The 25,240-nt window shown below is 67.0% G+C and carries 28 protein-coding genes; 4 read left to right on the forward strand and 24 right to left on the reverse strand.

Annotated features, from left to right (window positions below; all coding sequences use genetic code 11):
- Window positions 1-143 precede the first annotated feature (143 nt).
- The 24 genes from rimM to CFB18_RS08210 all read right to left on the reverse strand — a co-directional run bounded on the left by rimM (window position 144) and on the right by CFB18_RS08210 (window position 21,659).
- Window positions 144-671: a ribosome maturation factor RimM gene (gene rimM, locus CFB18_RS08100; RefSeq protein WP_088571306.1), complete on the reverse strand. Its 528-nt coding sequence runs from the start codon at window positions 669-671 to the stop codon at window positions 144-146.
- 24 nt (window positions 672-695) lie between these two features.
- Window positions 696-929, reverse strand: a complete 234-nt coding sequence (locus CFB18_RS08105; protein ID WP_088571307.1) for a KH domain-containing protein — start codon at window positions 927-929, stop codon at window positions 696-698.
- Between the two features lie 9 nt (window positions 930-938).
- A complete protein-coding gene (rpsP, locus tag CFB18_RS08110; RefSeq protein WP_088571308.1) occupies window positions 939-1,271 on the reverse strand; it encodes a 30S ribosomal protein S16 in 333 nt (110 codons plus the stop codon).
- Window positions 1,272-1,369: 98 nt separating this feature from the next.
- Window positions 1,370-2,692: a signal recognition particle protein gene (ffh, locus tag CFB18_RS08115; protein ID WP_088571309.1), complete on the reverse strand. Its 1,323-nt coding sequence runs from the start codon at window positions 2,690-2,692 to the stop codon at window positions 1,370-1,372.
- Between the two features lie 491 nt (window positions 2,693-3,183).
- Window positions 3,184-4,596, reverse strand: a complete 1,413-nt coding sequence (locus CFB18_RS08120) for an NADH-quinone oxidoreductase subunit N (RefSeq protein WP_088571310.1) — start codon at window positions 4,594-4,596, stop codon at window positions 3,184-3,186.
- A gap of 21 nt (window positions 4,597-4,617) precedes the next feature.
- Window positions 4,618-6,141, reverse strand: coding sequence for a complex I subunit 4 family protein (locus tag CFB18_RS08125; protein ID WP_088571311.1), 1,524 nt, complete (start codon window positions 6,139-6,141; stop codon window positions 4,618-4,620).
- A 57-nt stretch (window positions 6,142-6,198) separates the two neighbouring features.
- Window positions 6,199-8,124, reverse strand: coding sequence for an NADH-quinone oxidoreductase subunit L (gene nuoL, locus CFB18_RS08130; protein ID WP_088571312.1), 1,926 nt, complete (start codon window positions 8,122-8,124; stop codon window positions 6,199-6,201).
- Window positions 8,125-8,197: 73 nt separating this feature from the next.
- On the reverse strand, window positions 8,198-8,500 hold the full coding sequence (gene nuoK / locus CFB18_RS08135; protein ID WP_088571313.1) for an NADH-quinone oxidoreductase subunit NuoK: 303 nt from the start codon (window positions 8,498-8,500) through the stop codon (window positions 8,198-8,200).
- A 3-nt stretch (window positions 8,501-8,503) separates the two neighbouring features.
- Window positions 8,504-9,013: an NADH-quinone oxidoreductase subunit J gene (locus tag CFB18_RS08140; protein ID WP_200808133.1), complete on the reverse strand. Its 510-nt coding sequence runs from the start codon at window positions 9,011-9,013 to the stop codon at window positions 8,504-8,506.
- Between the two features lie 42 nt (window positions 9,014-9,055).
- The gene (gene nuoI / locus CFB18_RS08145) at window positions 9,056-9,580 is read right to left on the reverse strand and encodes an NADH-quinone oxidoreductase subunit NuoI (protein ID WP_088571314.1); all 525 of its coding nucleotides are present in this window, start codon (window positions 9,578-9,580) and stop codon (window positions 9,056-9,058) included.
- Window positions 9,581-9,608: 28 nt separating this feature from the next.
- Window positions 9,609-10,607, reverse strand: coding sequence for an NADH-quinone oxidoreductase subunit NuoH (gene nuoH, locus CFB18_RS08150; protein WP_088571315.1), 999 nt, complete (start codon window positions 10,605-10,607; stop codon window positions 9,609-9,611).
- Window positions 10,588-13,176, reverse strand: a complete 2,589-nt coding sequence (gene nuoG, locus CFB18_RS08155) for an NADH-quinone oxidoreductase subunit NuoG (RefSeq protein ID WP_088571316.1) — start codon at window positions 13,174-13,176, stop codon at window positions 10,588-10,590. The genes nuoH and nuoG overlap by 20 nt, the downstream gene beginning before the upstream one ends.
- Window positions 13,177-13,232: 56 nt before the next feature.
- Entirely contained in the window at window positions 13,233-13,883 is a 651-nt protein-coding gene (locus tag CFB18_RS08160; protein WP_159461648.1) for a nucleotidyl transferase AbiEii/AbiGii toxin family protein, read from the reverse strand.
- The gene (locus CFB18_RS15295; RefSeq protein WP_159461649.1) at window positions 13,876-14,163 is read right to left on the reverse strand and encodes a hypothetical protein; all 288 of its coding nucleotides are present in this window, start codon (window positions 14,161-14,163) and stop codon (window positions 13,876-13,878) included. Before CFB18_RS15295 ends, CFB18_RS08160 begins: the two co-directional genes overlap by 8 nt.
- Window positions 14,164-14,259: 96 nt before the next feature.
- On the reverse strand, window positions 14,260-15,546 hold the full coding sequence (nuoF, locus tag CFB18_RS08165; protein ID WP_088571318.1) for an NADH-quinone oxidoreductase subunit NuoF: 1,287 nt from the start codon (window positions 15,544-15,546) through the stop codon (window positions 14,260-14,262).
- The gene (gene nuoE / locus CFB18_RS08170) at window positions 15,546-16,022 is read right to left on the reverse strand and encodes an NADH-quinone oxidoreductase subunit NuoE (protein ID WP_159461650.1); all 477 of its coding nucleotides are present in this window, start codon (window positions 16,020-16,022) and stop codon (window positions 15,546-15,548) included. Before nuoE ends, nuoF begins: the two co-directional genes overlap by 1 nt.
- Window positions 16,023-16,091: 69 nt before the next feature.
- Window positions 16,092-16,700, reverse strand: coding sequence for a 4-vinyl reductase (locus tag CFB18_RS08175; protein WP_088571320.1), 609 nt, complete (start codon window positions 16,698-16,700; stop codon window positions 16,092-16,094).
- Window positions 16,697-17,524 (reverse strand): alpha/beta fold hydrolase, encoded by an 828-nt coding sequence (locus CFB18_RS08180; protein ID WP_088571321.1) that lies wholly within the window; start codon window positions 17,522-17,524, stop codon window positions 16,697-16,699. The genes CFB18_RS08175 and CFB18_RS08180 overlap by 4 nt, the downstream gene beginning before the upstream one ends.
- A gap of 43 nt (window positions 17,525-17,567) precedes the next feature.
- Window positions 17,568-18,809, reverse strand: coding sequence for an NADH dehydrogenase (quinone) subunit D (nuoD, locus tag CFB18_RS08185; protein ID WP_088571322.1), 1,242 nt, complete (start codon window positions 18,807-18,809; stop codon window positions 17,568-17,570).
- Between the two features lie 11 nt (window positions 18,810-18,820).
- Entirely contained in the window at window positions 18,821-19,366 is a 546-nt protein-coding gene (locus tag CFB18_RS08190; RefSeq protein ID WP_366971950.1) for an NADH-quinone oxidoreductase subunit C, read from the reverse strand.
- Window positions 19,367-19,409: 43 nt separating this feature from the next.
- Complete coding sequence (locus tag CFB18_RS08195) at window positions 19,410-19,937, reverse strand: NADH-quinone oxidoreductase subunit B (protein ID WP_088571324.1); 528 nt, start codon at window positions 19,935-19,937, stop codon at window positions 19,410-19,412.
- Window positions 19,925-20,296, reverse strand: a complete 372-nt coding sequence (locus CFB18_RS08200; protein WP_088571325.1) for an NADH-quinone oxidoreductase subunit A — start codon at window positions 20,294-20,296, stop codon at window positions 19,925-19,927. The genes CFB18_RS08195 and CFB18_RS08200 overlap by 13 nt, the downstream gene beginning before the upstream one ends.
- A gap of 214 nt (window positions 20,297-20,510) precedes the next feature.
- Window positions 20,511-20,753 carry a sulfurtransferase TusA family protein gene (locus CFB18_RS08205; RefSeq protein ID WP_088571326.1) on the reverse strand — a complete coding sequence of 81 codons (243 nt, stop codon included), beginning with the start codon at window positions 20,751-20,753 and terminating at the stop codon, window positions 20,511-20,513.
- Between the two features lie 60 nt (window positions 20,754-20,813).
- The gene (locus CFB18_RS08210; RefSeq protein WP_088571327.1) at window positions 20,814-21,659 is read right to left on the reverse strand and encodes a sulfurtransferase; all 846 of its coding nucleotides are present in this window, start codon (window positions 21,657-21,659) and stop codon (window positions 20,814-20,816) included.
- Between the two features lie 646 nt (window positions 21,660-22,305).
- On the opposite strand from CFB18_RS08210, the gene CFB18_RS08215 reads away from it, so the two are divergent.
- From CFB18_RS08215 to gcvH, 4 genes are all read left to right on the forward strand, one after another.
- On the forward strand, window positions 22,306-23,076 hold the full coding sequence (locus CFB18_RS08215; protein WP_159461651.1) for a class I SAM-dependent methyltransferase: 771 nt from the start codon (window positions 22,306-22,308) through the stop codon (window positions 23,074-23,076).
- 19 nt (window positions 23,077-23,095) lie between these two features.
- Window positions 23,096-23,803 carry a polyprenol monophosphomannose synthase gene (locus tag CFB18_RS08220; protein ID WP_200808134.1) on the forward strand — a complete coding sequence of 236 codons (708 nt, stop codon included), beginning with the start codon at window positions 23,096-23,098 and terminating at the stop codon, window positions 23,801-23,803.
- A gap of 14 nt (window positions 23,804-23,817) precedes the next feature.
- Entirely contained in the window at window positions 23,818-24,723 is a 906-nt protein-coding gene (locus CFB18_RS08225; RefSeq protein ID WP_159461652.1) for a class I SAM-dependent methyltransferase, read from the forward strand.
- A 69-nt stretch (window positions 24,724-24,792) separates the two neighbouring features.
- The gene (gcvH, locus tag CFB18_RS08230) at window positions 24,793-25,182 is read left to right on the forward strand and encodes a glycine cleavage system protein GcvH (RefSeq protein WP_088571331.1); all 390 of its coding nucleotides are present in this window, start codon (window positions 24,793-24,795) and stop codon (window positions 25,180-25,182) included.
- The last annotated feature ends 58 nt before the right edge of the window (window positions 25,183-25,240 follow it).

Consider the following 25,240-nt stretch of genomic DNA (forward strand, 5'->3'; position numbering starts at 1 on the left):
AGATCGAAGGGTCCCGGGAAACACTCCATCCATCATCAGCTTCCAGTATGACATAAGGCACGGAGTTTGAGCAAGGTTAGCCAGCGGAACCCCGAAATCCTGGCTCGCTTAATCTCTGGAAAGGAAGGACCGGAGGCCCGGCCTCACGCCTCCTCCGCCTCATCGAGGAGTCCGGGCATGGGCCAGATCACCATCCGATTGGCTTCGACGTCGATCTCCCGGACCACATCCCGGATGGCCGGAATGAGGACCTCCCCGAAGGGGCCCAGGACGACATACACGTCGTTGGCTCGGGTGTAGAGGATCTCCTTCACGCGCCCCAGGTATACCCCTTCGGTGGTGTAGACGTCCATGTCCAGGATCTCGTGCTCATAGAATTCCCCCGGCGGGAGCGGGACAGCCTCTTCCCGGTCGATCAGCACCAGACGCCCCCGCAACGCCTCCGCCGCCTCCCGCGTCTCGCATCCGGGCAACCGCATGAGGACCATCCCCTTGTAATACCGGAAGCGAACCCCCTCGTAGGGGATGGCCTCTTCCCCGATGTAGACCCGCTTGAGCCGCTTCAGCTGCTCGGGGAAATCCGTGAGGATCTCCAGCTTCATCTCGCCCCGGACCCCCCAGGGGCGGGCGATCCGGGCCACGGCGAGGAAACGGGGGAGCGGCTTCCGCATCGCGGACAACCCCGGGCCGGCTGTTCACTCCAGAGGCTCGATTCGCAGATCCACCTTCCGATGCGGAGGGGCTGCGGCCCGCATGACCTGACGGATGGCCTCCGCCAGATGCCCCTCCCGGCCGATCAGGCGTCCCATCTCGCCAGGCGGCGCCTTCAGAATGTAACGGATCACCGGCCCCCGGCGCAGCTCTCGGATCTGCACCGCGGAGGGATCGTCCAGCAGGGCCCGGACGATGAACTCCAGGAAGGCCCGCATCGCAGCCTCTCAGCGGGTGGAGGTGCGGGTGCCGGCCTCCAGGGCTGTGGCCTCCGCGACCAGCGCCTCCAGCGGCTCGCCGGCCTTCAGCCGCTCAAAGCGGGCCAGCGTCCCCGTCTTGCGGAACAGGATCCGCACCGCCTCCGTGGGCTGGGCGCCTACCCGCAACCAGTAGAGGGCACGGGCCTCGTTCACCACGATGGTCTCCGGCTCCGTGCGGGGATTGTAATGCCCGATGATCTCGATGAACTTCCCATCCCGCGGCGCCCGCGAATCCGCCACGACGATCCGATAAGTGGGTTCATGCTTCTTCCCCATGCGTTGCAATCGGATCCGAACCATCTCCACCTCTCGAGGGATGAAGTTTTCATCGGGACAACCCTGGGGTCGTCCCGTTCCTGAGCCAGGATGTCAGGGACACAGCTGGTTGCGCCCGGGCCTCAACGGAAAAACGGGAAAGGGAAGCCGCCGCGGCCGGCTTTCATCTGCTTCATCAGGCGCTGGAGCTGGCGGAACTCGTTGAGCAGCTGGTTGACCTCCTGCACGGTGGTCCCGCTGCCCCGGGCGATCCGCCGCTTGCGGCTGGCGTTCAGGATCTCCGGGTTGCGCCGTTCCTCCGGCGTCATCGAGTTAATGATGGCCTCGATACGTTTGAACTGTCGATCCGCCTCCTCCGGCGAGAGCATGCGGGCCATCTGACCGTAGCCGGGCAGCAGCTCCAGCAGCTGGGAGAGCGGCCCCATCTTCCGCAACATCCGCAGCTGTTCCCGGAAATCCTCCAGGGTGAACTCAGCCCGGCTTAGCTTGCGGGCCATCTCAGCCGCCTTCTCCGCCTCCACCGCCTCCTGGGCCCGCTCGATCAACGCGAGCACATCCCCCATGCCCAGGATCCGGGAGGCCAGCCGCTCCGGCTGGAACGGCTCCAGCTGATCCGGCTTCTCCCCCACCCCGATGAACTTGATGGGGACCCCGGTCACCGCGCGGATGCTGATGGCCGCCCCGCCCCGCGCATCCCCATCCAGCTTGGTGAGGATGAGGCCGGTCAAGCTCAGCCGCCGATGAAAAGCCTCCGCCGCCCGGACGGCATCCTGACCGGTCATCGCGTCGACCACCAGCAGGATCTCCTCCGGCCGGATGGCCGCCCGGATGGCCTCCAGCTCCGCCATCATCTCCTCATCGATGTGCAGCCGACCCGCTGTGTCCAGGATCACCAGGGTGTGTCCGTGATCCCGGGCGAACCGCATGGCGCGGCGGGCGATGTCCACCGGGTTCGCCTCCGGCCCTTCCCGGTAGACCGGGATGTTCAGCTGCTTGCCCAGGAGCTCCAGCTGATCGATGGCCGCCGGGCGGTAGACGTCGGCCGCCACCAGCAGGGGGCGCTGGCCGGCCTTCCGCATGCGCAGGGCCAGCTTCGCCGCCGTAGTGGTCTTGCCCGATCCCTGCAACCCGACCAGCATCACCCCGTGGGGCGGGGAGCCCGCGAGATGGAGGGGGGCCGGGCTGCCCAGGGTTTTCACCAGTTCCTCGTAGACGATCTTGACCACCTGCTGGGCTGGGGTGAGGCTCCGCAACACCTCGGCCCCCACCGCCCGCTCTCGGACCCGCGCCAGGAAGTCGCGGACCACGGTGTAATGGACATCGGCCTCCAGGAGGGCCAGGCGGATCTCCCGCAGCGCCGCGTCCACGTCGGCCTCGGTGAGCACCCCCCGCCGCCCCAGGCGGTCGAAGATCTGCTGGAATTTCTGGGTCAGCCCCTCAAACATTCTGTGATCTTTCCCGCTCAAGAGTTCCGGAGCAAAGATCCCCCTCGCCAACCCAGAGGAAGATTATAACACAAGCGCGGATCGATCTACGGGTTCGCGCCGCCGCCCATGCATCGAGGCACGGATGGGTCTATGCGCCTTCATCGGGGAGGCTCGCCGGGATGGCGATCGCACCGATGGGAACTCGGCCCCCCATAGACGCCCCGTGCCGGCCTTTGCGCCGATTGAAATCGGCCTTCATCGGCGCTTCGCGCCAGGCGTCGGCCTCCGCCGACACAGACGCAAAGAATGCCTTTTTCGGTCGGCCTGCGCCGACCGTCGGCCGCAGGCCTTCACGCCGATTGAAATCGGCCTCCACAGGCGCTTCGCGCCAAGCGTCGGCCTTCGCCGACGCAAAGAACCCCTTCTCGGTCGGTGCAGGTCGACCGCTGGCCGCAGGCCTTCCGAGGCCGGATTCATCCGGCGCGTCCCACCAGAGGGGTCAGGAACGTTCAGAGGGTCACCCCTCCCAACAGGAACCAGAGGAAGCCTAGGAGGAGCGTGCCCAGGCCAGAGATCAGCACGGAGGCGCGCACCCAGGGATAGCGAGCCGGGAGACGAAGGGGCTCCGGCCGGCCCATCCACATGGCCACCACCACCCGCAGGTAGAAATACGCGGAGATCACCGTGGTGATCACCCCGATGAGGACCAGGGCCGTCCACCCGGCCTGCCAGGCCGCCGCGAACAGCAGCAGTTTGGCGAAAAAGCCCGCCGTCGGCGGCACCCCGATGAGGGAGAGCATGAAAAGCGCCATGGCCGCTCCCATCCCCGGGGCGCGGCGGGCCACCCCCGCGTAGGCCTCAAAGGAGTGATCCTCCCCCTCGGGGCCTGCCATGCTCACCGCCACCGCGAAGGCCCCCAGGGTGGCGAAGGCGTAAGCCAGCAGGTAGAACACCACGCCCGGCAGCGCCAGCGACGGCTCCCCCAGCAGGCCCAGGAGCAGATACCCGGCATGGGCGATGCTGGAATAGGCCATCATCCGCTTGAAGTCGGATTGCATGAGGGCAACGATGTTGCCCACCAGCATGGTCGCCGCAGCCATCCACGCCAGCGGCCCCGCCCAGAGAGCCGCTGCCGGCGCCAGACCTGTAAGGAGCACCCGGGCCAGGGCGGCGACGGCCGCGGTCTTGGTCGCCGCAGCCATAAACCCCGTCACCGGCGTGGGCGCCCCCTCATACACATCCGGCGTCCACAGATGGAAAGGGACCGCCGCCACTTTGAAGCCGAGGGCCACCAGCAGGAGCGCCCCGCCGATCCAGACCAGGGGCCGGGCCGCGGGATCCGGCCGCTCCAGCCATGCGGCCAGGTCCCGCAAGTTCGTCACGCCCGTCCCGGCAAAGATCAGGGCGATCCCGAACACCAGGAAGGCCGAGGCGAAGGCCCCCAGCAGGAAATACTTGAGGGCCGCTTCCTCCGATTCGGCCCGGGGCCGGGCGAAGCCCGTCAGCACATACAGGGGAAACGACAGCCACTCCAAGGCCAGGAACACGATGAGCAGATCCCCGGCCACCGCCATCAGCAGCATGCCGGCGGAGGCCAGCAACAGGAGCGCGTAATACTCCCCGCGCTCCAGCCCCCGATCCACTAAATAATGGCGCGACAGCAGGATGGCCATCCCGGTCCCGAGCAGAACGGCCAGGCTGAACCAGAAGGCCGGGCGATCCCACACGACCATCCGATGGAACCCCTCGACGGGCCCCTCGCCGGCCAGGGCGAGGGTGACCCCCAGCCCCGCTCCGGTGATCCCCAGGGCCCCCCAGGCCATCCCATGGGCCGATCCCGGACGCCGGAAGGCTTCCACGAGGAGCAACCCCAGCGCCCCCGCCGTCAGGACGATCGTCGGCCACAGCGGTGTCCACACCATCCCCAGTCCCCTCGCTGGATCTCAACGCATCGCGAGCGCCGCCCCGGCCAGGGCGGCCAGCGTCTGCTGCACCGAAGCCTGCATCGCCGCGAAGAAGGGATGCGGATAAAGCCCAATGAACACAATCAACGCCAGGAGCGGCGCCATGATCGCCAGCTCCCGCCCGCTGAGATCCGGCAGCCCCTGCCAGCGCTCCGGCAGCGGACCATGCAACACCCGCAGGATCATCGTCAGGATGTAGACCGCCGCCAGCACCACTCCGAAGGCCGCCAGGATCGTCAGCGCGCGGGCTGCCGTCCCCAGGGCCGTGGATCCGAAAGCGCCCAGCAGGATCAGGAACTCCCCCACGAAGCCGTTGAGGCCGGGCAGCCCCATGGAGGAGAACCCCACCACCATCAGAATCCCACCATACAGCGGCAGCACCTTCCACAGCCCCCCCAGCTCCCGGAAGTCCCGCGTGTGGGTGCGCTCATACAGCATCCCCACCAGCAGGAACAGCCCCCCGGTGCTCAGACCGTGGTTGACCATCTGGAGCAGCGCCGCCTGCACCCCCAGGGGGTTCAGGGCGGAAAGCCCCAGCATCACGAACCCCATATGAGAGACGCTGGAGAAGGCCACCAGGCGCTTGAAGTCCTCCTGGGCGTAAGAGGCCAGGGCCCCGTAGAGGATAGCCACCACCGCCAGGATGGCGATGGGGAGAGCGAGATCCTGAGCCGCGGCCGGGAAGAGCGTGAAGTTCCACCGCAGGAACCCGTAGGCGCCCATCTTCAGCAACAGGGCGGCCAAGATCACCGACCCGGCCGTCGGGGCCTCCACATGGGCGTCCGGGAGCCACGAATGGAAGGGCCACATGGGTACCTTGATGGCGAAGGCCAGCCCGAAGGCCAGAAAGAGCCAGCGCTGGACCTCCGGGGCGAGCAGCGGGGAAAGCCGCACGGCCATCCATTGGGGATCGAAGGTCCCCGTCCCGGTCAGCGGGCGGGAGAGGAGCCAGAGGGCCACGATGGCCACCAGCATGAACACCGAGCCGGCCATCGTGTAGAGGAAGAACTTCACCGCCGCATACACCCGCCGCGGGCCGCCCCAGATCCCGATGAGCAGCGTCATGGGCACCAGGGTGAATTCCCAGAAGATGTAAAACAGCAAGAGGTCCAGGGACAGGAACACCCCCAGCACCCCGGTCTCCAGGGCGAGCATCAACGCCATGTATTCCTTCACCCGCTCCTCGATCGTCCAGGAGGCGGCCAGGGCCAGAGGGAAGATCAGGGCGGTGAGCAGCACCAGCCACAGGCTGATCCCATCCACGCCCACCGTGTAAGAGGCGCCGATGGCGGGTGCCCAGACCCAGCGCTCCACCAGCTGGGGCTCCGGATGGGAGAGATCCAAACGGGCCAGGGCCACCAGGGCCAGCCCTAGGGAGATCAGGCTGAACCCGAGGGCCGTCCACCGGATGGCCCTCGTTCGCTCCCGTGGGAGACCCAGGATCAGCAGGGCCCCGACCAGGGGGGTCATGAGGATCGCCGTCAAGATTGGAAACTCCCGCATCCCCTTTCGCTCCCGAGAGCAGATCGTCCGGTTTTGCCAGGGGGATCCGGCTCCCGCTCAGCGCAGTATGAGCAGCACGTAGAGCAGCAGGAAGACCGCGCCGAAGAGCACGGAGAGACCATACTGCCGCACGTAGCCGCTGCTCCAGCGGCGTGCCCAGGCGGCAGCCACTCCCACCAGGCGGGCCAGGCCGTTCACCGCCCCGTCGATCCCGTAAGGCTCCACCACCGTCGCCACCGCCCACGCCAGCCCCTGGAAGGGGCGGACGAACAGCGCATCGTAGACCTCATCCACGTAGAGCTTGCGGTTCAGGGCGGTGAAGAAGGCGCCGAGGGCCTTCTGCAAGGGATCCTCCACGCCCGCCGGCCAGGCTTGGGGACGGTAGATCGCCCATCCCGCCCCCACCCCCGCCAGGGCAATGAGGGTGGCCAGGGCGGCCTGCTCGGGATGGAAGGTGGGAGGATGCCCTGGCTCCAGCCAGGCGGCGAGCAGGCCCAGGCCGGGGGCGTTGATCCACCCCGCCACGATGGAGAAGAAGGCGAAGATCCCCAGCGGGGCCGTCATCACCGCCGGGCTCTCCTCGGCGTGGGCGGCCTCGGGGCTGCGGGGCGCGCCGGCGAACACCATCCACACCTGACGGGTCATATAGAAGGCGGTGAGGAAGGCTGCGGCGAGCAACAACCCGTAAGCCAGGGCGGACCATCCCGCTGCTCCCCGGAGGGCGTTCAGGATCTCATCCTTGCTCCAGAACCCGGCCAGGGGCGGGATCCCGGCCAGGGCCGCCGCCCCGATCCCATAGGTCCAGGCGGTGGTCGGCATCCGCCGGGCCAGGCCGCCCATGCGACGCATGTCGTTCGGATCGAAGGGACCGGATCCCCCACCGTGATGGTGCGCGTGCTCCAGGGCGTGGATCACCGATCCCGCCCCCAGGAAGAGCAGCGCCTTGAAAAACGCATGGGTGCCCAGGTGGAAGATCGCCGCCGTGGTGGCCCCTGCTCCCGCCGCCGCCACCATATAGCCCAACTGGGAAATGGTGGAGAAAGCCAGAACCCGCTTGATATCGAACTGCCCCGCCGCGATCAGGGCCGCCCACAGGGCCGTGGCCGCCCCCACCACGACCACCACGCCTTGGGTCAGCGGGGCCGCGGCGAAGAGGGGATGGGCGCGGGCGATCAAATAGACGCCTGCGGTGACCATGGTCGCCGCGTGGATCAGGGCGGAGACCGGCGTGGGGCCGGCCATGGCATCGGGCAACCAGACATAGAGGGGGATCTGGGCGCTCTTCCCCGTCACCCCCGCAAAAAGCAACAGCGTGATCAGTGTGAGCAGGCCCGCCTCCACCGTCCCCCGCTCCACCGCCTCAAAGACCGGCCCGTAGCGGAACGTGCCGAAGGTCCAGAAGAGCAGCAGAAGGCCCACCGTGAACCCGAAGTCCCCAATCCGGTTCACGATGAAGGCCTTGCGCCCCGCCCATGCGTTGTAAGGCACCTCGAACCAGAAGCCGATCAGCAGATACGAACAGAGCCCCACCAGCTCCCAGCCCACGAAGAGGAGAAGGAAGTTGTCGGCCAGGACCAGGAGGAGCATCGAGGCCAGGAAGAGGTTGAGGAACATAAAAAAGCGGCGGATGTGGGGATCGCCCGCCATGTAGCCGATGGAGTAGATGTGGATCAGCGTCCCTACCAGGGTCACGATCAGCGCCATCGCGGTGGAGAGGGGATCGAGGCGAAGCCCCACCTCGACCGCGAGCGGCGGGACGGCTGCCCAGCGGTAGAGGGAGACCTCCACCAGACGGGCCTCCGCCGGGCGGGCCAGCAGGGCGGCGAAGACCAGGACCGAGACCCCAAAAGAGGCGGCAGCGGCCGCCGAGGCCACGATCCCGACCGTGCGCTCTCGCGTCGGGCCGGTGGAGACCAAGTTGATCAAGAAGCCCAACAACGGGAAGGCGATGATCAGCCACGACCACCCGAACAGCGCGTCCATCTCCCGTCTCCGCTTCAAAGTGAAAAGGCCGGGTCCGGCCCCAGGATCCTCTCGATCCCGCAGATCTCGTCTCTCAGCCTTTCAGGCTGCGCAGCTCGTCCACATTCGTGGTCTGCCGGGTGCGGAAGATCGCTACCATCAAGGCCAGGCCCACCGCCACCTCAGCCGCAGCCACCGTCAACACGAAGAAGACGGCCATCTGCCCCTCCAGCAGGCCGCGATACCGCGAGGCGGCCACGAAGGCCAAAGCGGCCGCGTTCAGCATCAGCTCCACGCACATAAACACGATCAGGGCGTTCCGCTGGATCAGGAACCCCACCGCCCCGATGCCGAAAAGCAGCGCGCTGAGGGCCAGATAGTGGGTCAGGGTGACCATCCCTCAGCCTCCTGATCGCAGATCCCGGGCCAGCACCACCACCCCGACCATGGCGATGAGCAACAGGATGGAGGTGATCTCGAAAGGAAGCACATGGGTCGTCAACAGCCGCGCTCCGATGGCGGCCGGATCCCCCAGGGGAGCCGGCGGGCTCCCGGCGGGGGCCAGCCCGGCCGGCGCCTGGAGAAAAGCGAACAGCGCCCCCCCGACCAGGACGATCCCCAGACCGACGGCCAGAGGGATCTGGGTGCGCAGACCGATGGCCCCGCCCACCCGCTCCGCCCCGAGCATCATGATCACGAAAAGGAAGAGAACCATCACCGCCCCGGCGTAGACCGCGATCTGCACCATCGCCACGAAGGGGGCGTTCAGGAGCAAATAGAAGATCGCCACGGTGATCAGGTTCAGCACCAGGAACAGGGCGCTGTGCACCGCGTTTCGGGTGAGGACCATCGCCAGAGCGGTGGCCACCGCGACCCCAGCCAGCACATAGAACGAGATCAGCTCCCCCAACGTCGCCTCCCGGGATCGAGATCCGTCGAAAGCAGCGCCGCCTCACACCGGCTCGTTGACCAGCCCCTCCTCCCAGATGGAGCGCGTGCGCAGGGCCGGGTCCGTGGTCCGCTGAGGGGTGCCCGGGACCCCGGGGGGCGGCGGCACCAGCAGCTGCGCCTTGGTCACGATGAACGACTCCCGGGTGTAGCCGGCCGGCGGGATCTTATCCGTCAGCACGATAGCATTGGTCGGGCAGGCGTCCTCACAGTATCCGCAGAAGATGCACCGCAGCAGGTTGATCTCGTAAACGCGGGCGTAGCGCTCCCCCGGCGAGTAGCGCTCCTCGTCGGTGTTCTCCCCCGCCTCCACGTAGATGGCATCGGCCGGGCAGGCTGCGGCGCAGAGGGCGCAGCCGATGCAGCGCTCCAGGCCGTTGCTGTAGCGCCGCAGCTCGTGAACCCCCTTGAAGCGCGTGCGCAGGGGCCGCCGCACCTCTGGGTAAGGATAGGTCACCGGGCCCCGCAGGTTGGTCTGCAGGAACTCCTGCAACGTGGTCAGCAAACCTCGCAACAGCTCCGCCACCATCGGTTCACCTCGCTTCCCGCCTTCCGGCTCATCCGATCAGCGCGATCACCACCGCCGTCCCCATCACGTTGGCCAGCGCCAGGGGCAGAAGCACCTTCCAGCCCAGCCCCATCAGCTGATCGTAGCGGATCCGCGGCAACGTGGCCCGGATCCAGATCAGGAGGAAGAGCAGCAGGATCACCTTAAGGGTAAAGTAAACCACCCCCAGGGCCGGGTAGAGATCCACCCAGGGCCCCAGGTAGCCTCCCAGGAAGAAGGTGGCCATCAGGGCGCTGAAGCCGATCATCTTGACGTATTCGGCCATGAAGAAGAGGGCGAACTTCATGCTGCTGTATTCCGTCAGATAGCCAGCTGTCAGCTCCTGCTCCGCCTCCACCAGGTCAAAGGGAGCCCGCTTGATCTCCGCCAGGCCGGTGAGGAAGAAGATGACCGCCGCCAGGGGTTGATAGAAGATCAACCATCCCCCGCGCTGGAACTCCACGATCCCGCTGACCTGCAACGTGCCCGCGGTCAGCACCACGCTGACGATGGCCAACCCCATCGCCAGCTCGTAGCTGATCATCTGGGCCGCCGCCCGGATGCCCCCCAGCAGCGCGTATTTGTTGTTCGAGGCCCAGCCCGCCAGGGTGACCCCGTAAACGCTGATGGAGGTGATGGCCACGATGTAAAGCACCCCCACGTTCACATCCGTCAGCTGCAGCCGGGTCCGATAGCCCAACAGGGTGAGCTCCGGCCCGAAGGGGATCACGGCGAAGATCATGATGGCCGGCGCCAGGGTGATCAGGGGGGCCAGGACAAACAGGACCCGATCCGCATAAGCCGGGACGAAATCCTCCTTGAAGAACAGCTTGACGGCGTCCGCCAGGGGCTGGAGCAGCCCGTAAGGCCCGGCCCGGTTCGGCCCGATGCGGGCCTGGAAATCCGCCACCAGTTTGCGCTCGGCCAAGGTGAGATAAGCGAAGCCGGTGAGCAAGAGCATCACCAGCACCGCGCTCTTGATGGCCGCCTCAAGCAGAAACGGCCCCATCCCCCACCTCCACGCGCAACGCCACCGGGAGCCCCTCCAGGATGCCCGTCCGCCCAATTCGGGAGGCCGGGGCCAGGATCACCCCAGCCGGAACCGCGGCATCCAGCTCCACCCGGAGGGGGATGCCGCCTCCGTTCACCGGCAGGAGGACCGATTGCCCGTCCCGCAGGCCCAACCGCGCGGCCGTCTCCGGATGCGCCCGCGCCGCCGGCGGGACCATCCGGTTCCGCAGGTGCGGCGTGCGCCCGATCAGCGTCCCCTCGTCGTAAAGCCGGCGGACCGGCACCACGAGCACGGCCTCCTCGGAGGGGATAGTGGGAGCCTTCCAGGCCAGCGGCCAGCGGGCCTGGGGAAGCTCCGCCTCCGTCGGCCAGACCCGGCCTAAGCCCCCGGTGTTCGGCCGCGCCGTCCCACCAAAGTAAAGATCCCGCGACGTGCCCACCGGCGGCCATTGGGGCCGGGTCCAGGCCAGGGCCTCGTAATCCATCCCGGCATAGCGGGGGAGAGCGCGGGCGATCTCATCCATTACGGCCTCCGGGGTGAGGTAGAGCCAGCCCGCACCCAGCCGGCGGGCCAGGGCGGTGAAGATCTCCCAGTCCGCCCGGGCCTCCCCCTGCGCCGGGATGGCCTTGTAGAACCGCTGCACCCGCCGCTCCGCGCTGGTGAACGTGCCATCCCGCTCGGCCCACGATTGGGCCGGGAGCACCACATCGGCAAGGCGGGCCGTCTCGGTGAGGAAGAGATCCTGCACCACCAGGAACCCCGCCCGGGGCATCGGCCGGCCATCCCCCAGGGGATCCGCGCCGACCACGTATAGGAAGGGGACCTCCTCCGGAAGGGGCTGCACGCCGATGAAGTCCAGGGCCCCCTGAGTGTTGCCGTGAGGCCAGAGGGGCAACAGCCCGTTCTGGGCCCGGCCCACATGACCGGTCAACGCCAGCAGATCCGCCGCCAGCCCGACGAGGGCCTCCTCGTCGAAAACCCCCTCTCGCCCGAAGAGGAACACCACGTCCCGCGCCTCCGCCACCGCCCGGGCGAAGGCCTGCAGGGCCTCCCGCGGGACGCCGCTCCGCCGACCGATCTCGTCCAGGGAATACCCCATCACCGCCTTCCGCAGGGCCTCCACCCCGTCCAGGCGGGGCCGCGCCTCGGGGGCGATGCGGTCCTCCTCGAAGAGCACCCGAAGCGCCCCGATGAGCACCAGCGCCTCGGTCCCATATCGATAGCGGAGGATGGGATCCGCATAGCGCTCGGCCTTCTGCGGGCGGCCGCCGGCCACGATCAGCCGGGCCCCGCGGCGCACCGCCCCTCGGACCCGCAGGAACCAGACCGGGGCCTCCTCCTCCAGGTCGCCCGCCATCACCACGATCAGGCTCCCGGGGCCCATCCGTCCGAAGTCCGTGCCCACCCCCACGCCGTAGCGGGCCACCCACTCGGCACCGGTGATCGGCGGGTCCATCGTGATCCAGGAGGAACCCAGCACCTCCGCAAACAGCCGGCGGAACAGGTAGAGATCTTCGTTCGGCAAGCGATCCCCGACGATCCCGGCCGCCCGGGACCCCGCCTGCCGCATGGCCTCCGCCACGCGCGTCAGGGCTTCCTCCCAGGAGACGGGGACCAGCTCCCCGTTCCGCCGCGCCAGGGGCTGGCGGAGGCGGTCCTCCGCGGTGGCGAAGTGATGGACGAAGCGGCCCTTGTCGCAGATCCAGATCTCGTTGACCTCCTCGTGCTGGCGCGGCATCACCCGCAGGATGTCCCATCCGCCCTTGCGGGCCGAGATCCGAACGTCCAGGGTGATGTTGCAACCCACCGGGCAGTGCGGACAGACGCTGGGGATCGGCGTCATCTCCCAGGGCCGGGCGCGGAACCGGAAGTCCGTGGTGGTCAGCGCCCCCACCGGACAGATGTCCGTGGTGTTGCCGGAGAAGTAACTGGCGAAGGGAGGGTCCGAGAACGTGATGATCTCCATTCCCCGCCCGCGGTCCGAGAACCCCAGCACCGGGTCGTCGGCGATCTCCTCCTGGAAGCGGATGCAGCGGCCGCACAGGATGCACCGCTCCCGATCCAGGATGATCAGATCGCCCAGGGGCACCCGCTTCTCCTGGTGCATCTTATCCCAGTAATCGAAGCGGGACTCAGCGGGGCCGTAACGCATCGTGAGGTTCTGGAGGGGACATTCCCCGCCCTTGTCGCAGATCGGACAATCCAGCGGATGGCTGGTGAGCAGGAACTCCAGGACCGCCCGCTGGGCCTCCCGGACCTGGAGGGTGTTCGTCCGCACCACCATGCCCTCGACGACCCGGGTGGTGCAGGCGGTCTGAAGGCGGGGCATCCAGCGCACCACCGGCCGTCCCTCTTCATCCCGGAGGGGCTGCCGGGTGTTCGGGTCCACCTGGATCGTCCCCACTTCCACCAGGCACATCCGGCACATCCCGGCCGGCTCGAGCTTGGGATGGTAACAGAACACCGGAATATCGATCCCGGCCTGCTTGGCCGCGTCCACCACCAGGGTGCCGGCCGGCACCTCGATGGGTCGATCATCGATCAGGATCCGCACCGTTCCGGCCATCCTTCATCCCTCATCAGCGAGTTCGACGCGAAAGGGCATCGCGCCGGGATGTCTGATCATCCCCCGCGTCCTCCAGGACCATCCGGCCTGGAGCGGCGCGCCAGCGCCTCCGCCAGATCGGCGTAGAACCGTCGGAAGTCCTCCGGATCCAGAGGCTTGTGGAGAGGCGGGAGGGCCCGCATCCGTTTCAGTTGCTGATAAATGAAGCCCGCCAGATAGAACTCCCTCAGTCCCGGATCCTTCTGACGAGCCAGGATCAGCAAGTGATCGAAATCCAAATCCGTCTCCCTCAAAATGAAGTAGAGATCGATGAAATCCCGCATCTCGCCACGGCTCATCAGGGCCGTCACCTTGTTGGCCGCGATGTTTTCCAGGGAATCCACCCGTATTCCCTCCCGCTCCATGGGGGAGCCAAACCAGGGTCCGGGATCATACACCAGATCCACCTTGAGGGGTGGCTGATCCCTGGACTCGAAGAGGAAGGCGCGACAGAAAAAGGGCGAGCGGCGCTCGAGATCCACCGTCAGCCCTTCCCGGCGGGCGATGTCGCTCACCCCACGCTCCACATCCTGCATATCCTCCGGGTTCGGCGTGAAAAGATCCAGATCCTCGCTGATCCGATGGAACAGGTAGAAGGCAGCCAGCGCGGTCCCACCGGTCAGCACGAACCCCCGGGAGAGGGGCATGGCGAAGAACGCTTTAAGCACCTTCTCCTGAAGGGGCGTCAGAAGCCACTTCGTATCCCCAGACACGGAGCCCCCATTCCCAGATCTCGCGAAGGTCCGGCGGCCAGATGTAACGGCGGACCACCGGCCAGTTCGCGGCGATCTCCGCGGGCGTGACATACCGCCAGATCTCCTCGAAGGGAGCCTCGGAGACGATCCGGCCGATCAGGCGAGCCCGCTCCTCCGGATCCCCCTCGCGAAGGATTTGCCGGATCTCTTCTTCCGTTAAGTCCCCGCTCCATGCGAAAGGCGCCCGAGGCATCGTCCCCTCCAGCCGCCACGCTGGATTGAAGCGATCGCCATCGCTCTTATTCTTTCCCCGCTGTATTCGTGCTCCCCATTCGCGGACACCCCCCGCTCATGCAGGCGCTCCCACCGGCGCTTCGATCGTGCGCCGAAGGTAGGCCTCGTATTCCTTCCGGAAGTGTTTCAGGCTGGAGAGGACCGGGCTGGTGGCGAAGTCCCCCAGCGGGCACAGGGTCTTGCCCGCCATCTGGCGGGCGATGCTCTCCAGGAGCTCAGCGTCCCCCGGCCGCCCGCGCCCGGCGACGATCCGCTCGTAGACCCGCCGCAGCCAGTAGGTCCCCTCCCGGCACGGCGTGCACTTGCCGCAGGACTCATGCTGGAAGAAGCGGATCATCTTGTAGGCCGCCCAGACGATGTCCACCGTGTCGTCCAGGACGATGATGGAAGCCGAGCCCAGCATGGAGCCCGCGGCCTGGACGGATTCGTAATCCAAGGGTGTGTCCAGGGCGGAGGCCGGCAACATGGGGGCGGAGGCCCCCGCCGGGAGGATGGCCTTCACCGTCCGCCCATCTTCCAGCAGGCCCTGACCGTATTCTTCCCCAAAGATGAGATCTCGGAAGGTGATCTTGCCCAGCTCCGCCTCATAGTTGCCCGGCCGGCGCACCCGGCCGCTCAGGCAGAAGATCTTAGGGCCCGGGCTCTTCTCCGTCCCCATGGTCCGATACCAGGCCGCCCCGTGGAGGACGATGGGCGGGACGTTGGCCAGGGTCTCCACGTTGTTGACCACCGTGGGCTTGCCGTAGAGGCCGTAAGTGGCCGGGAATGGCGGACGCACCCGGGGATGGCCGATCTTCCCCTCGAGGGATTCCAGGAGCGCTGTCTCCTCCCCACAGATATAGGCCCCAGCCCCCAGGTGGACGAACATCTCCACCGAGTAGCCGGTGCCCAGGACGTTGCGACCGATGAAGCCGGCGGCGTAGGCCTCGGCGATGGCCGCCTCCAGCCGACGGGCCACCGAACGGTATTCCCCCCGCACGTAAACGTAGACCCGCTCCGCCTGGATGGCGTAAGCCGCCAGGAGGGCCCCTTCGATCAGCTGATGGGGGTTCCCCTCCATGATCTCCCGGTCCTTGAAGGTCCCCGGCTCGGACTCATCGGCGTTGACCACCACGTATTTGGGGAAGACGTCCTTGGGCACGAAGGACCACTTCATCCCGGTTGGGAAGCCCGCCCCACCTCGTCCGCGCAGGCCTGAGGCCTTCACCTCCTCGATGACCTGCTCCGGGCTCATGGCCGTAAGGGCCTTCCGCCAGGCCTCATAGCCCCCGTGGCGGACATACACCTCCAGCCGGTGGAGGTCCGGGATCTCCCGATGTCGCAGCAGGACATAGCGCCCCATCACATCCCATCCCGAGAGAGATCTTCAACAATCCGATCGAAGACCTCCGGCGTCACGTTCTCCACGAACTCCAGGTCCACCTGCATCGCCGGCGCGCGATGGCACGCCCCGATGCACATCACCGTCTCCAGGGTGAACCGGCCGTCCGGCGTGGTCTCGCCCGGGCGCACCCCCAGACGGCGGGTCGCGTGGGCCACCAGATCCTCCGCGCCCCGCAACGCACATGGGAGATCGTCGCAGATCTGAATCAAATGGCGTCCGATGGGGTGGTCATAAAAAAGCGTGTAGAAGCCCACCACCTCCCGGACCTCCGTGGGGCTGACCCCGGTGATCTCCGCCACCTCCCGGATGCCCTCCTCCGTGCAGTAGCCGTATTCCCGTTGCACCAGATAGAGCAGCGGCAGCACTGCCGAGCGCCTCACCGGGTATTTCGCCAAGATCGTTTCGACCTCCTGCGCGTATTTCTCCCGGAGCATCCGTTCCACCTCGATCCAGAATGGGAAAACTGGCTCGCGGGGACGCAGTGGCGCGCCCCCCATGTCCCTTTACCATTCGACTCGATACCGACAAGCCGGCTCCCCGCGGCCACGGCAGGACTCTTCGATCACCCGGATCGCCCCCACCGGCCGCTCCAGGACCCAGGCGGTGAGGGCCTCCAGCACGCCGGCGGGAAGATCGCAGCAAGGCTCCGCACAGCTCACCCCCACGCAGTAAGGACAGGAGGGGTTTTCCCAGTAAACCCAGTCTCCTTCCCGCCATACCTGAGGGGAGGAGCCGGTCTCCGTGCGGACCACCGCGGCGGCCCGCTGCCAGGCGTTGTAAACCCGCTCCCGGGGGGCCTGCAGGATCCCGGAGACCAGCCGGACCAGGTTCGCCACCCAGCCGTAGGCCTGGAGATCCCGCTGGAGAACCTCATGGCCGATCCGGCGCAGCATCCACCTCCCATCCGGGCCGAAGCGCTCCCGGATCGCCTGGCAGAAGGCGGAGATCTCCTCGAAGGTGATCCCGGGCTCCGGGCTGAGGGGCGGCAACGCCTCCTCATACCGCGTCAGCCCAGCCTGGCGCAGCGCATCCCGATAGGCCTCCGGCCCGATCAGGGATCGGGCGGCGTCCAGGATCTGGCGGGCATAGCGATTGGTGAGCTGCCCACTCATCGTGCGCCCTCCCCCAGGGCCTGGGCCAGGAAGGACTCCAAAAGCGGCGTCACCACGTCCGGGCGCTCCAGGTTAGCAATGTGCCCGGCCTCGGGGATGACCTCCAGGCGCGCCCCGGGGATCGCCCGGGCCATTCGCTCCGCCTCGTGAGGGGGTCGCGAGACATCATCGGCCCCCACCACCACCAGGGTCGGCGCCCGGATCTCCCCCAGCCGCTCCAGCACCGAGGTCCGGCTGAAGATCCCGCGCCCGATGGCCAGGATCCCCGGCAGGCGCTCCGGCGGGATGGCGGCGAGGGCCGCCTTGAACCGGGCGATGAGCTCCGGATCCCGCCGGACCGTGACCGGCGAGAAGAAGAACGGCACCAGCGCCTCCAGGATGGGCGGAGGGAGCGCCCCGGCCTGCTCCACGGCGGCCATCATGGCGAAATAGCGCTGTCGGGATTCCTCCGGCTCCGCCCCCGCGTCGGTGTCCATCAACACCAGGGCAGCGACAGCCTCCGGGTGGTTCAAGGCCAGGCGCATCCCCCACATCCCGCCCACCGAGAGGCCGACCACCGCAAATCGGGAGAGCCCCAGGGCCTGGGCGAAAGCCCACATGTCCTCCGCCAGCTCATCCACCGAGTAGGGCGAATGCGGCGGAGGATCTGAGCGGCCGTGGGCCCAGATCTCCGGCACGATGCAGCGGTAGGCCCGCGAGAGGACGGCCACCTGGGGCTCCCACATCCGGGCATCCCACAGATAGCTGTGCCCGAACAGCACCGGGAACCCTCTCCCGTGCTCCTCGTAGAACATGCGGCGCCCGCGGATCATCACCTCCGGCATCTCTCACCTCCCCACTTGAGATGGATTGAGTGAAAATGCCTCCTCAGCGATCCACTTCTCCCAGCACGATGTCGATGCTGCCGATGATGGCCACGAGATCGGCCACCAGGCATCCCTTCGCCATGATCGGGAGGGCCTGCAGGTTCACGAAGGAAGGAGCCCGGAAATGGACCCGGCGGGGCTTCGGCGAGCCATCGCTGTTGATGTAGACCCCGAACTCCCCGCGCGGGGACTCCACGGCGTGATAGACCTCGCCCGGCGGTGGGCTGAAGCCCTCCGTCCAGAACTTGAAGTGATGGATCAGGGCCTCCATGCTCCAGGCCAGCTCCTCCTTCGGCGGCGGCGTCACCTTGCGGTCCGGGGTGATGTAAGGACCCTTGGGGAGACGCCGCAGGGCCTGGTCGATGATGCGCAGGCTCTGGCGCATCTCCTCGATGCGCACCATGAAGCGGTCATAGACATCCCCGTTCTCCCCCAGCGGCACATCGAACTCAAAGTGATCGTAAGAGGAATACGGCTGGGCCTTGCGGACGTCGTAGTTCACTCCGGAGCCCCGCAGGGAGGGGCCGGTGACCCCCCAGGCGATGGCGTCCTCCGGGGAGATCACGCCCACCCCCTTCGTCCGCCGGAGCCAGAGCGGGTTCTTCTTGAGCAGGCGTTCGTATTCGTTGATCCGCGCCGGCATGATCTTCAGGAACGCGCGCACCGCTTCCTCGAATCCCTCAGGGACGTCCCGCCACAGTCCGCCGACCCGGAAATAAGAGACCATCATCCGCTGGCCGGAGACCATCTCGAAGATGTCCAGGATCATCTCCCGTTCGCGGAAGCAATACAGGAACACGCTCATCGCCGCGATATCCAGGGCGTGGGTCCCCAGCCAGACCAGGTGGCTGGCGATGCGCTGCAGCTCCGTCAGGATGACCCGGATATACTGGGCCCGCAGGGGGACCTCCACCCCCAGCAGCTTCTCCACGGCCATCACGTAGGCCAGGTTGTTGGACATGGGGGAGAGGTAATCGATGCGGTCCGTGAGGGGGATGATCTTGGTGTAGGTCTTGGACTCGCAATGCTTCTCGATGCCGGTGTGGAGATACCCGATGTCCGGGACCACGGAGACGATGGTCTCCCCGTCCAGCTCCACCAGCAGGCGCAACACGCCGTGGGTGCTGGGATGCTGGGGCCCGACGTTGAGGAGGATGGTCTCCCCGCGCAGGGCGCGTTCGGAGACCAGATGCTTCAGCTGCTCCAGGGTGAACGCCTGAACCTCGCCTTCCCGGATGGCCATGGCCGGCCCCCTCATTCCCGCGCGTAGGGTTTGCGGGCGTCGATCTCCCGCCAGTTGAAGGAGAACTGAACCGGCTCCACCACCAGCGGGTGATCCCGCCGCAGGGGATGCCCCTCCCAGTCCTCCGGCAACAGGATGCGGCGCAGGTCGGGGTGGCCCTCGAAGCGGATGCCGAAGAGATCATAGACCTCACGCTCGTGCCAGTTGGCCGTGGGCCAGATCCCGGTCACCGTAGGGACCACCGGGTCCTCTTCCTCCAGGAAGACCTTCACCCGCAACCGGAGGTTGTGCGGGAGGGAGTAAAGATGATAGTTCACCGCGAAGCGGGGGCGCTCCGGCCAGTAATCCACCGCGCACAGGTCGGACAGGAAATTGAAGCGGCATGCCGGATCGTCCCGCAGGAAACGGCAGATCTCCACCAGGGCCTCCCGGCGGACCACCAGGGTGGTCTCTCCCCGGAACTCGATGACCTCCTGAACCGCCTCGCCGAACCGCGCACGCACCCGCTCAATCACCTCAGGGATAGGCACCGCCGTCCTCCTCTTCCCAGGGGTCAGGCAACGTCCTGGGCATGGCCGGTAGGAGCCCCTCGATCGTCCATCAGCGAGATCGGCTCCCCCGGCGGATCTTCTCGTGAAGCCGCATGATGCCGTCGATCAGGCCCTCCGGGCGCGGGGGGCAGCCGGAGACATAGACGTCCACGGGGATGATCTCATCCACCCCCTGGACGATGGCGTAGTTGTTGAAGACGCCGCCGGTGGAGGCGCAATCGCCCATGGCGATCACCCACTTGGGCTCGGTCATCTGATCGTAAAGCCGCCGCACCACCGGGGCCATCTTCCGGCTCACCCGCCCGGCCACGATCATGAGATCCGCCTGACGGGGGGAGGCCCGCATGATCTCCATCCCGAAGCGGGAGAGATCGTAGTGGCTAGCCTGGGTGGCCATCATCTCGATGGCGCAGCAGGCCAGGCCGAAGAGCAGCGGCCACATCGCCCGGGTCCGCCCCCAGGCGGCCACCCACTCCAGGGCCTCCTCCAGGGTGGTCAAAGCCACCCCTATCTCCCCGTTCTTCTGACCCGGAGCCGAGGCGCCATATCCCGTCAAAGGCTCGCTCACCGCTCCCATTCGAAGGCTCCTTTCCGCCAGGCATAGACATACCCGATCAGCAGGACCAGGACGAAGAGCCCCATCTCCACGAGGGCCAGGGTCCGCAACGCCCGCACCTGCAGGGCCCAGGGGTAAAAAAAGATAATCTCAATGTCGAAGAGGATAAAAAGTAGGGCGGTGAGATAAAATTTGACTGGGAAGCGGCGTTGGGCCGGCCCGATGGGGAGCATGCCGGACTCATAGGGGAGATGCTTGCGGCGGCTGGGCCGCTTCGGGGCGAGCAGGGCTGGGGCCAACAAAGCTACCCCCCCGATCCCCAGCCCGATCAAGAGCAGCATCCCGATGGGCACATACTCCAGTAGCGTCCCCGTCCACATCGATATCCCCCCTCGGGAACCTTTTGTTCATTTTACCACAAAGGGAGGGAGCGTCAATGTTCTGAGCGTGCGAGAACCAAGGAGCTACCGATGCGCCCCCCTTACGCTCTGGAGTCGCCATAGGCTCTTCGAAGCCCTGCGCGCCGACCATTTTTAAATCACAAGCCTCATCCTAAATCGGAGCGTGGTTCCCTCCGAACCGGATTCGGCCTCCTCACAGGGAAACGCCCAGCAGGATGCGGGCCTCCTCGCCCTCCCGCTGCACCTCCAGGACGGTGTAGCCGTTCCGCTTCGCCCACGCGGTGACCGTGAACTCGTCGGCGTAGCCTTTCACCCAAACCGCCACCGCCTCCCCCGGTTCCAGGCCAGCCAGGGCCTGCTGAACCCGTCCGATGGGAGAATCCGTGCACAGCTCGATCCCCGCCCGCAGATCCACGGTCCGCACGATCCATGCCATGGCTTCCCTCCGGTCTTCCGAAGGGCGAGCCTCCGGCCAGAGGCCCGCCCTCGCCTCGCCTTAGCGCTCGATCGGAACGCCGACAGTGTTGCCCCACTCCGACCAGGAACCGTCATAGTTGCGGACATTGGGGTAGCCCAGCAGATGGCGCAACACAAACCAGGTCACCGAGGAGCGTTCCCCGATACGGCAATAGGTGATGACCTCCTTGTCCGGGGTGACGCCCGCCTCCTCGTAGATCCGGCGCAGGGCCTCAGGGTCCTTGAAGGTGTCGTCGTCGTTGAGGGCCTTTGACCAAGGGATGTTCACCGCGCCGGGGATGTGCCCGCCCCGCTGGGCCGCCTCGTTGGGATACTCCGGTGGGGCGGTGATCTCCCCGGTGAACTCCGCCGGCGAGCGCACATCCACCAGGGCCACCCCGCGCTTGCCCAGCACGTTCAGGACATAGGGAAGATGCGCCCGAAGTCGCGCGTCCGGCTCCTGGGCTCGGTAGACCGCAGGAGGATACGAGGGGACCTCCTCGGTCAGCGGCCGCCTCTCCTCGATCCACTTCTTGCGGCCGCCGTTCAGCAGCCGCACGGCCCCGTGGCCGTAATACTTGTAGATCCAGAAGGCGAAGGCCGCGAACCAGTTGCGGAAGTCCCCATAGAGCACCACCGTGGTGTCGTTGGAGATCCCAGCGCGGCTGTTGAGGGCCTCGAAGGCCTCCTTGCTCAGGATGTCCCGCCGCACCGGGTCGTTGAGGTCCTTGCGCCAGTCGAAGAGCACCGCGCCCGGGATGTGGCCCAGATGGTAAGCGCTGGCCGGATCGTAATCCACCTCCACGATGCGCACCTTCGGGTCGTGAAGGTGCTGGGCCACCCACTCGGTGTCCACCAAAGCCTGCGGATCCGCATACGTCGCCATGGCAGGTCCCTCCTGAAGCTCAGTTTTTAGAATCAGGCAAGTTGGGAGGACAACTTCTTTATCCCCCTCCCCCCGAAGGGGATCCGTTTTCCCTATAAAAGGAAGATCACCTTCGCCAAGGTGGTCTCTTAGGCTCCCCTTCGGTCCTGCCCTCCGCTCACCCCTGATAGATTGGAAACAGCAATCGATGACAGGGAGGACAGAACCGGTAGAGGGAGGTTGGGTTGACCGGAAGCGGAGAAGCGGGGGCAGAGGAAGGTCGGTTCCGCTCAGCGGGGCGCGCGTCCCAAGCGGGCGGCCTCCTTCTGCCCCCGCTCAGGACAGATACAGGTGTTCATCGAGGAGGTGAAATCCACCCGCTGCGCGATCCGCAACCGCGGAGCGCCCCTCGCGCCAGCCGGTGGGTGCAGGATCCCCATCCGCATCGGCGGTCCACGCCTTCCGGGGTTTGTTCATATATGTAGCACGCGCGGGTTTTTCTGTCAAGCCGTTTGAGCGAAAAGGGATGCGGCGGTCGCATTCGGCCATCCGGGGCATGCCCCGCGTCGACCGGAACAGAGGCATGGGGATCCCTGGCGTCCTCCCCTGGAACGCTCTCCAGATCTTCCGCGTTATGATAGAAGCGCATCCGCGTTCGGAGGAGGCCATGGATCCCAAAGAGCAGGCGGAGGACTTCTTCTCCAGTTATGCCCCGGCCTACACCGAGAGCGTCTCCCATCGCTCCGGGGAGGATCTGCAGCGGCTGATCGTCCTGCTTCACCCCCAGGGCCGCGGGCGTTTGCTGGACGTGGCGACCGGCCCCGGGCACACCGCCTTCGCCATGGCCCCATATGTGGAGGCCGTGGTGGGCCTGGATCTCACTCCGGCGATGGCCCGGGAGTTCCGACGCCAGGCCCCTTCCTTCCCTCGATCCTTCTTCGTGATCGGTGACGCGGAGGCCCTGCCGTTCCGCGATGGGGCCTTCGAGTGGGTCACCTGTCGGCGGGCGGCCCATCACTTCCCGAACCTCCCCCGCGCCCTCGCGGAGATGGCCCGCGTGCTCGCCCCGAACGGACGGCTGGGCCTGGTGGATATGATCGCCCCCTCCGACCCGGCCGCCGCCCGCTTCCTGAACGAGCTGGAACGGATCCGGGATCCCTCCCATATGCAAGCCCTCAGTCGGGAGGAATGGCAAGCCCGGATAAAGGCCGCCGGCCTGCAGGTGCGCGCCCTGGAGGTCGTGGAGGAGCTTCTCCCCTGGGAGCGCTGGTGGGCGCCGGTGCCCTCGGACGGCCCGGCCGCCGCCCGGGCCCGCGCCTTCGCCGCCTCCGGCGGCCCCGAAGCCGCAGAGATCCTCATCCGCCGCTCAGATGGATGGATCATTCGCAAGCAGCGGATGATCCTGATCGCATCCCATGCCCTTGCCCATCCCTCTTGAAGGAAAGGAGCGAGAGCCGGTGCGCAGTCTGGTGATCATCCCCACCTATAACGAACGGGAGAACATTGAGGCCCTCCTCCGGGCCATCCTGAGCCTCCCCCTGGACCTGGAGGTGGTGGTCGTGGACGATCATTCCCCCGACGGGACGGGGGAGATTGTGGACCGGATGGCCGCGGCGGATCCACGGATCCACGTTATTCATCGGCCGGCCAAGCTGGGCTTAGGGACCGCTTACGTGGCCGGGTTCCGCTTCGGCCGGGCCCGGGGCTACGACCGTCTCCTCACCATGGACGCGGACTTCTCCCACAATCCGGCCCACCTGCCCGATCTCCTCGCCAGAAGCCAGGAGGCGGACCTGGTGATCGGATCCCGTTACGTCCCCGGCGGGGAGGTGATCGACAGCCCCTGGTATCGCCGGCTGCTGAGCCGAGGGGCCAACGGGTTCGCCCGCCTCATGCTGGGGCTGACCCCCCGCGACGTCACCGCCGGCTTCCGCTGCTATCGCCCCCAGGTCCTGGAGGCCATCGCCCCGGAGACCATCCGCGCGGAGGGTTACGCTTTCCTCATTGAGATCACCTACCGGGCGCAGCGGGCCGGCTTTCGCATCGCCGAGGTGCCCATCCGCTTCCGGGACCGCCGCTACGGGCGGTCCAAGATCTCCCGGCGGGAGATCTGGCGGGCCCTGGGCACCGTCCTCCGGCTCGCCCGCGACCGGATCGCCGGATGAACCTGGAGGCTTCGATGGAGTTCGTGGCCTGCAACCTCTGCGGCTCCTCCCGGGCCCGCCTGCGGTTCCCCAGCACCCTGGCCCGCCGGCGAAGCCGGGCCCCGGACTTCCGGTGCACCAGCGATGGCTACGGCATCCATCCGCCCATCGTGCAATGCCTGGAGTGCGGACTGGTCTACACCAACCCCCGCTATGAGACGGCGGAGATCACGGAAACCTATCGGGCGATGGAGGACCCGCTGTATGTCTTAGAACGGGAGGGACGGGTGCTGACCTTCGAGCGGCACCTCCGGCCCATCGAGCAGCTTCTCGGACCCGGCCGGGGCCGACGGCTGCTGGACGTGGGTTGCCACGTCGGCGTGTTCCTGGAGATCGCCCAGGCCCACGGCTGGGAGGCCTGGGGGGTGGAGCCCTCCCGATGGGCGGTGGAGGTCGCCCGCTCCCGGGGGCTACGGGTGGTGGAAGGCACCCTCCGGGAGGCCGCTTTCCCGGAGGCCTGGTTCGACGTGGTCACTATGTGGGACGTCATCGAGCACCTCAGCGATCCGATGGGAGAGCTACGGGAGATCCATCGCATCCTGAAGCCGGGGGGCTGGGTGGTGATCCATACGATGGACATCGAGAGCCCCTTCGCCCGGTTGCTGGGCCCGCGGTGGCCCTGGCTGATGGAGATGCACCTTTACTACTTCTCCCGGCGCACCCTGCAGCACATGCTGGAGCGAGCCGGGTTTCGCTTCCATCACGCCGCCGCCGAGGGCCGCTACCTGCGCCTGGGCTACCTCGCCACCCGGGTCCGCGCCCTCTTCCCAACCCTGGGCGCGCTGCTGAGCCGGCTGGTCCGGGCCGCGCGGCTGGAATGCCTGCCGGTTTACATCAACCTGGGCGATCTCTTCACCGCCTATGCTTGCAAGCCGGAATAACCCTCGTTGCCCTCGCCTGCCCATCCGCTTAGAATGGGGACGGATGGATCCTCTGCGCCGGAGGTCACCATGAACATCCCGCCGGATCTGCGTTACACCGAGTCCGACGAGTGGGTCCGCCTGGAAGGCGACGAAGCCGTCTGCGGTGTCACGGATTACGCCCAGAGCCAGCTCTCCGATGTGGTTTACGTGGAGCTCCCCGAGGTCGGTCGCACCTTCCGCAAGGGCGAGGTCTTCGGGACCATCGAGTCCGTCAAGGCCGCGGCCGACCTTTACATGCCGATGAGCGGGACCATCACCGCGGTGAACGCGGAGCTCGTCCAGAACCCGGAGTGGGTCAACCAGGATCCCTACGGGCGGGCCTGGCTGATCCGATTCCGCCCCAGCGATCCGTCGGAATACGAGACCCTGATGGACGCGGAGGCCTACCGGGCTCACTGCGAAGCTCGCGCGCACTGAGCCCATCTTCCTCCGCGCAACCTCGGAGTTCCCCGCGCGGGACCATCGTGTTCCGGAG

Source organism: Thermoflexus hugenholtzii JAD2, from assembly GCF_900187885.1.
Lineage (GTDB): Bacteria > Chloroflexota > Anaerolineae > Thermoflexales > Thermoflexaceae > Thermoflexus > Thermoflexus hugenholtzii.

Coding starts and splice junctions, on each gene's coding strand:
- CFB18_RS08210 (WP_088571327.1), bottom strand. CDS start 21,659: ATGGCGACGTATGCGGATCCGCAGGCTTTGGTGGACACCGAGTGGGTG.
- rpsP (WP_088571308.1), bottom strand. CDS start 1,271: ATGGTTCGGATCCGATTGCAACGCATGGGGAAGAAGCATGAACCCACT.
- CFB18_RS08180 (WP_088571321.1), bottom strand. CDS start 17,524: ATGCCGGAGGTGATGATCCGCGGGCGCCGCATGTTCTACGAGGAGCAC.
- CFB18_RS08105 (WP_088571307.1), bottom strand. CDS start 929: ATGCGGGCCTTCCTGGAGTTCATCGTCCGGGCCCTGCTGGACGATCCC.
- ffh (WP_088571309.1), bottom strand. CDS start 2,692: ATGTTTGAGGGGCTGACCCAGAAATTCCAGCAGATCTTCGACCGCCTG.
- CFB18_RS08205 (WP_088571326.1), bottom strand. CDS start 20,753: ATGGCATGGATCGTGCGGACCGTGGATCTGCGGGCGGGGATCGAGCTG.
- CFB18_RS08200 (WP_088571325.1), bottom strand. CDS start 20,296: ATGTGGACGGGGACGCTACTGGAGTATGTGCCCATCGGGATGCTGCTC.
- nuoF (WP_088571318.1), bottom strand. CDS start 15,546: ATGGGGCGCTATGTCCTGCTGCGACATCGGGAGATCCCGGACCTCCAC.
- nuoH (WP_088571315.1), bottom strand. CDS start 10,607: ATGGGGCCGTTTCTGCTTGAGGCGGCCATCAAGAGCGCGGTGCTGGTG.
- CFB18_RS08215 (WP_159461651.1), top strand. CDS start 22,306: ATGGATCCCAAAGAGCAGGCGGAGGACTTCTTCTCCAGTTATGCCCCG.
- nuoI (WP_088571314.1), bottom strand. CDS start 9,580: ATGGTGGCGGAGCTGTTGCGAGGTTTGCTGACCACGTTGCAGGAGTTC.
- CFB18_RS08125 (WP_088571311.1), bottom strand. CDS start 6,141: ATGCGGGAGTTTCCAATCTTGACGGCGATCCTCATGACCCCCCTGGTC.
- nuoK (WP_088571313.1), bottom strand. CDS start 8,500: ATGGTCACCCTGACCCACTATCTGGCCCTCAGCGCGCTGCTTTTCGGC.
- CFB18_RS08175 (WP_088571320.1), bottom strand. CDS start 16,700: ATGAGTGGGCAGCTCACCAATCGCTATGCCCGCCAGATCCTGGACGCC.
- CFB18_RS08225 (WP_159461652.1), top strand. CDS start 23,818: ATGGAGTTCGTGGCCTGCAACCTCTGCGGCTCCTCCCGGGCCCGCCTG.
- nuoD (WP_088571322.1), bottom strand. CDS start 18,809: ATGGCCATCCGGGAAGGCGAGGTTCAGGCGTTCACCCTGGAGCAGCTG.
- CFB18_RS15295 (WP_159461649.1), bottom strand. CDS start 14,163: ATGCCTCGGGCGCCTTTCGCATGGAGCGGGGACTTAACGGAAGAAGAG.
- nuoG (WP_088571316.1), bottom strand. CDS start 13,176: ATGGCCGGAACGGTGCGGATCCTGATCGATGATCGACCCATCGAGGTG.
- rimM (WP_088571306.1), bottom strand. CDS start 671: ATGCGGAAGCCGCTCCCCCGTTTCCTCGCCGTGGCCCGGATCGCCCGC.
- nuoE (WP_159461650.1), bottom strand. CDS start 16,022: ATGCTCCGGGAGAAATACGCGCAGGAGGTCGAAACGATCTTGGCGAAA.
- gcvH (WP_088571331.1), top strand. CDS start 24,793: ATGAACATCCCGCCGGATCTGCGTTACACCGAGTCCGACGAGTGGGTC.
- nuoL (WP_088571312.1), bottom strand. CDS start 8,124: ATGGACGCGCTGTTCGGGTGGTCGTGGCTGATCATCGCCTTCCCGTTG.
- CFB18_RS08120 (WP_088571310.1), bottom strand. CDS start 4,596: ATGGTGTGGACACCGCTGTGGCCGACGATCGTCCTGACGGCGGGGGCG.
- CFB18_RS08195 (WP_088571324.1), bottom strand. CDS start 19,937: ATGGGAGCGGTGAGCGAGCCTTTGACGGGATATGGCGCCTCGGCTCCG.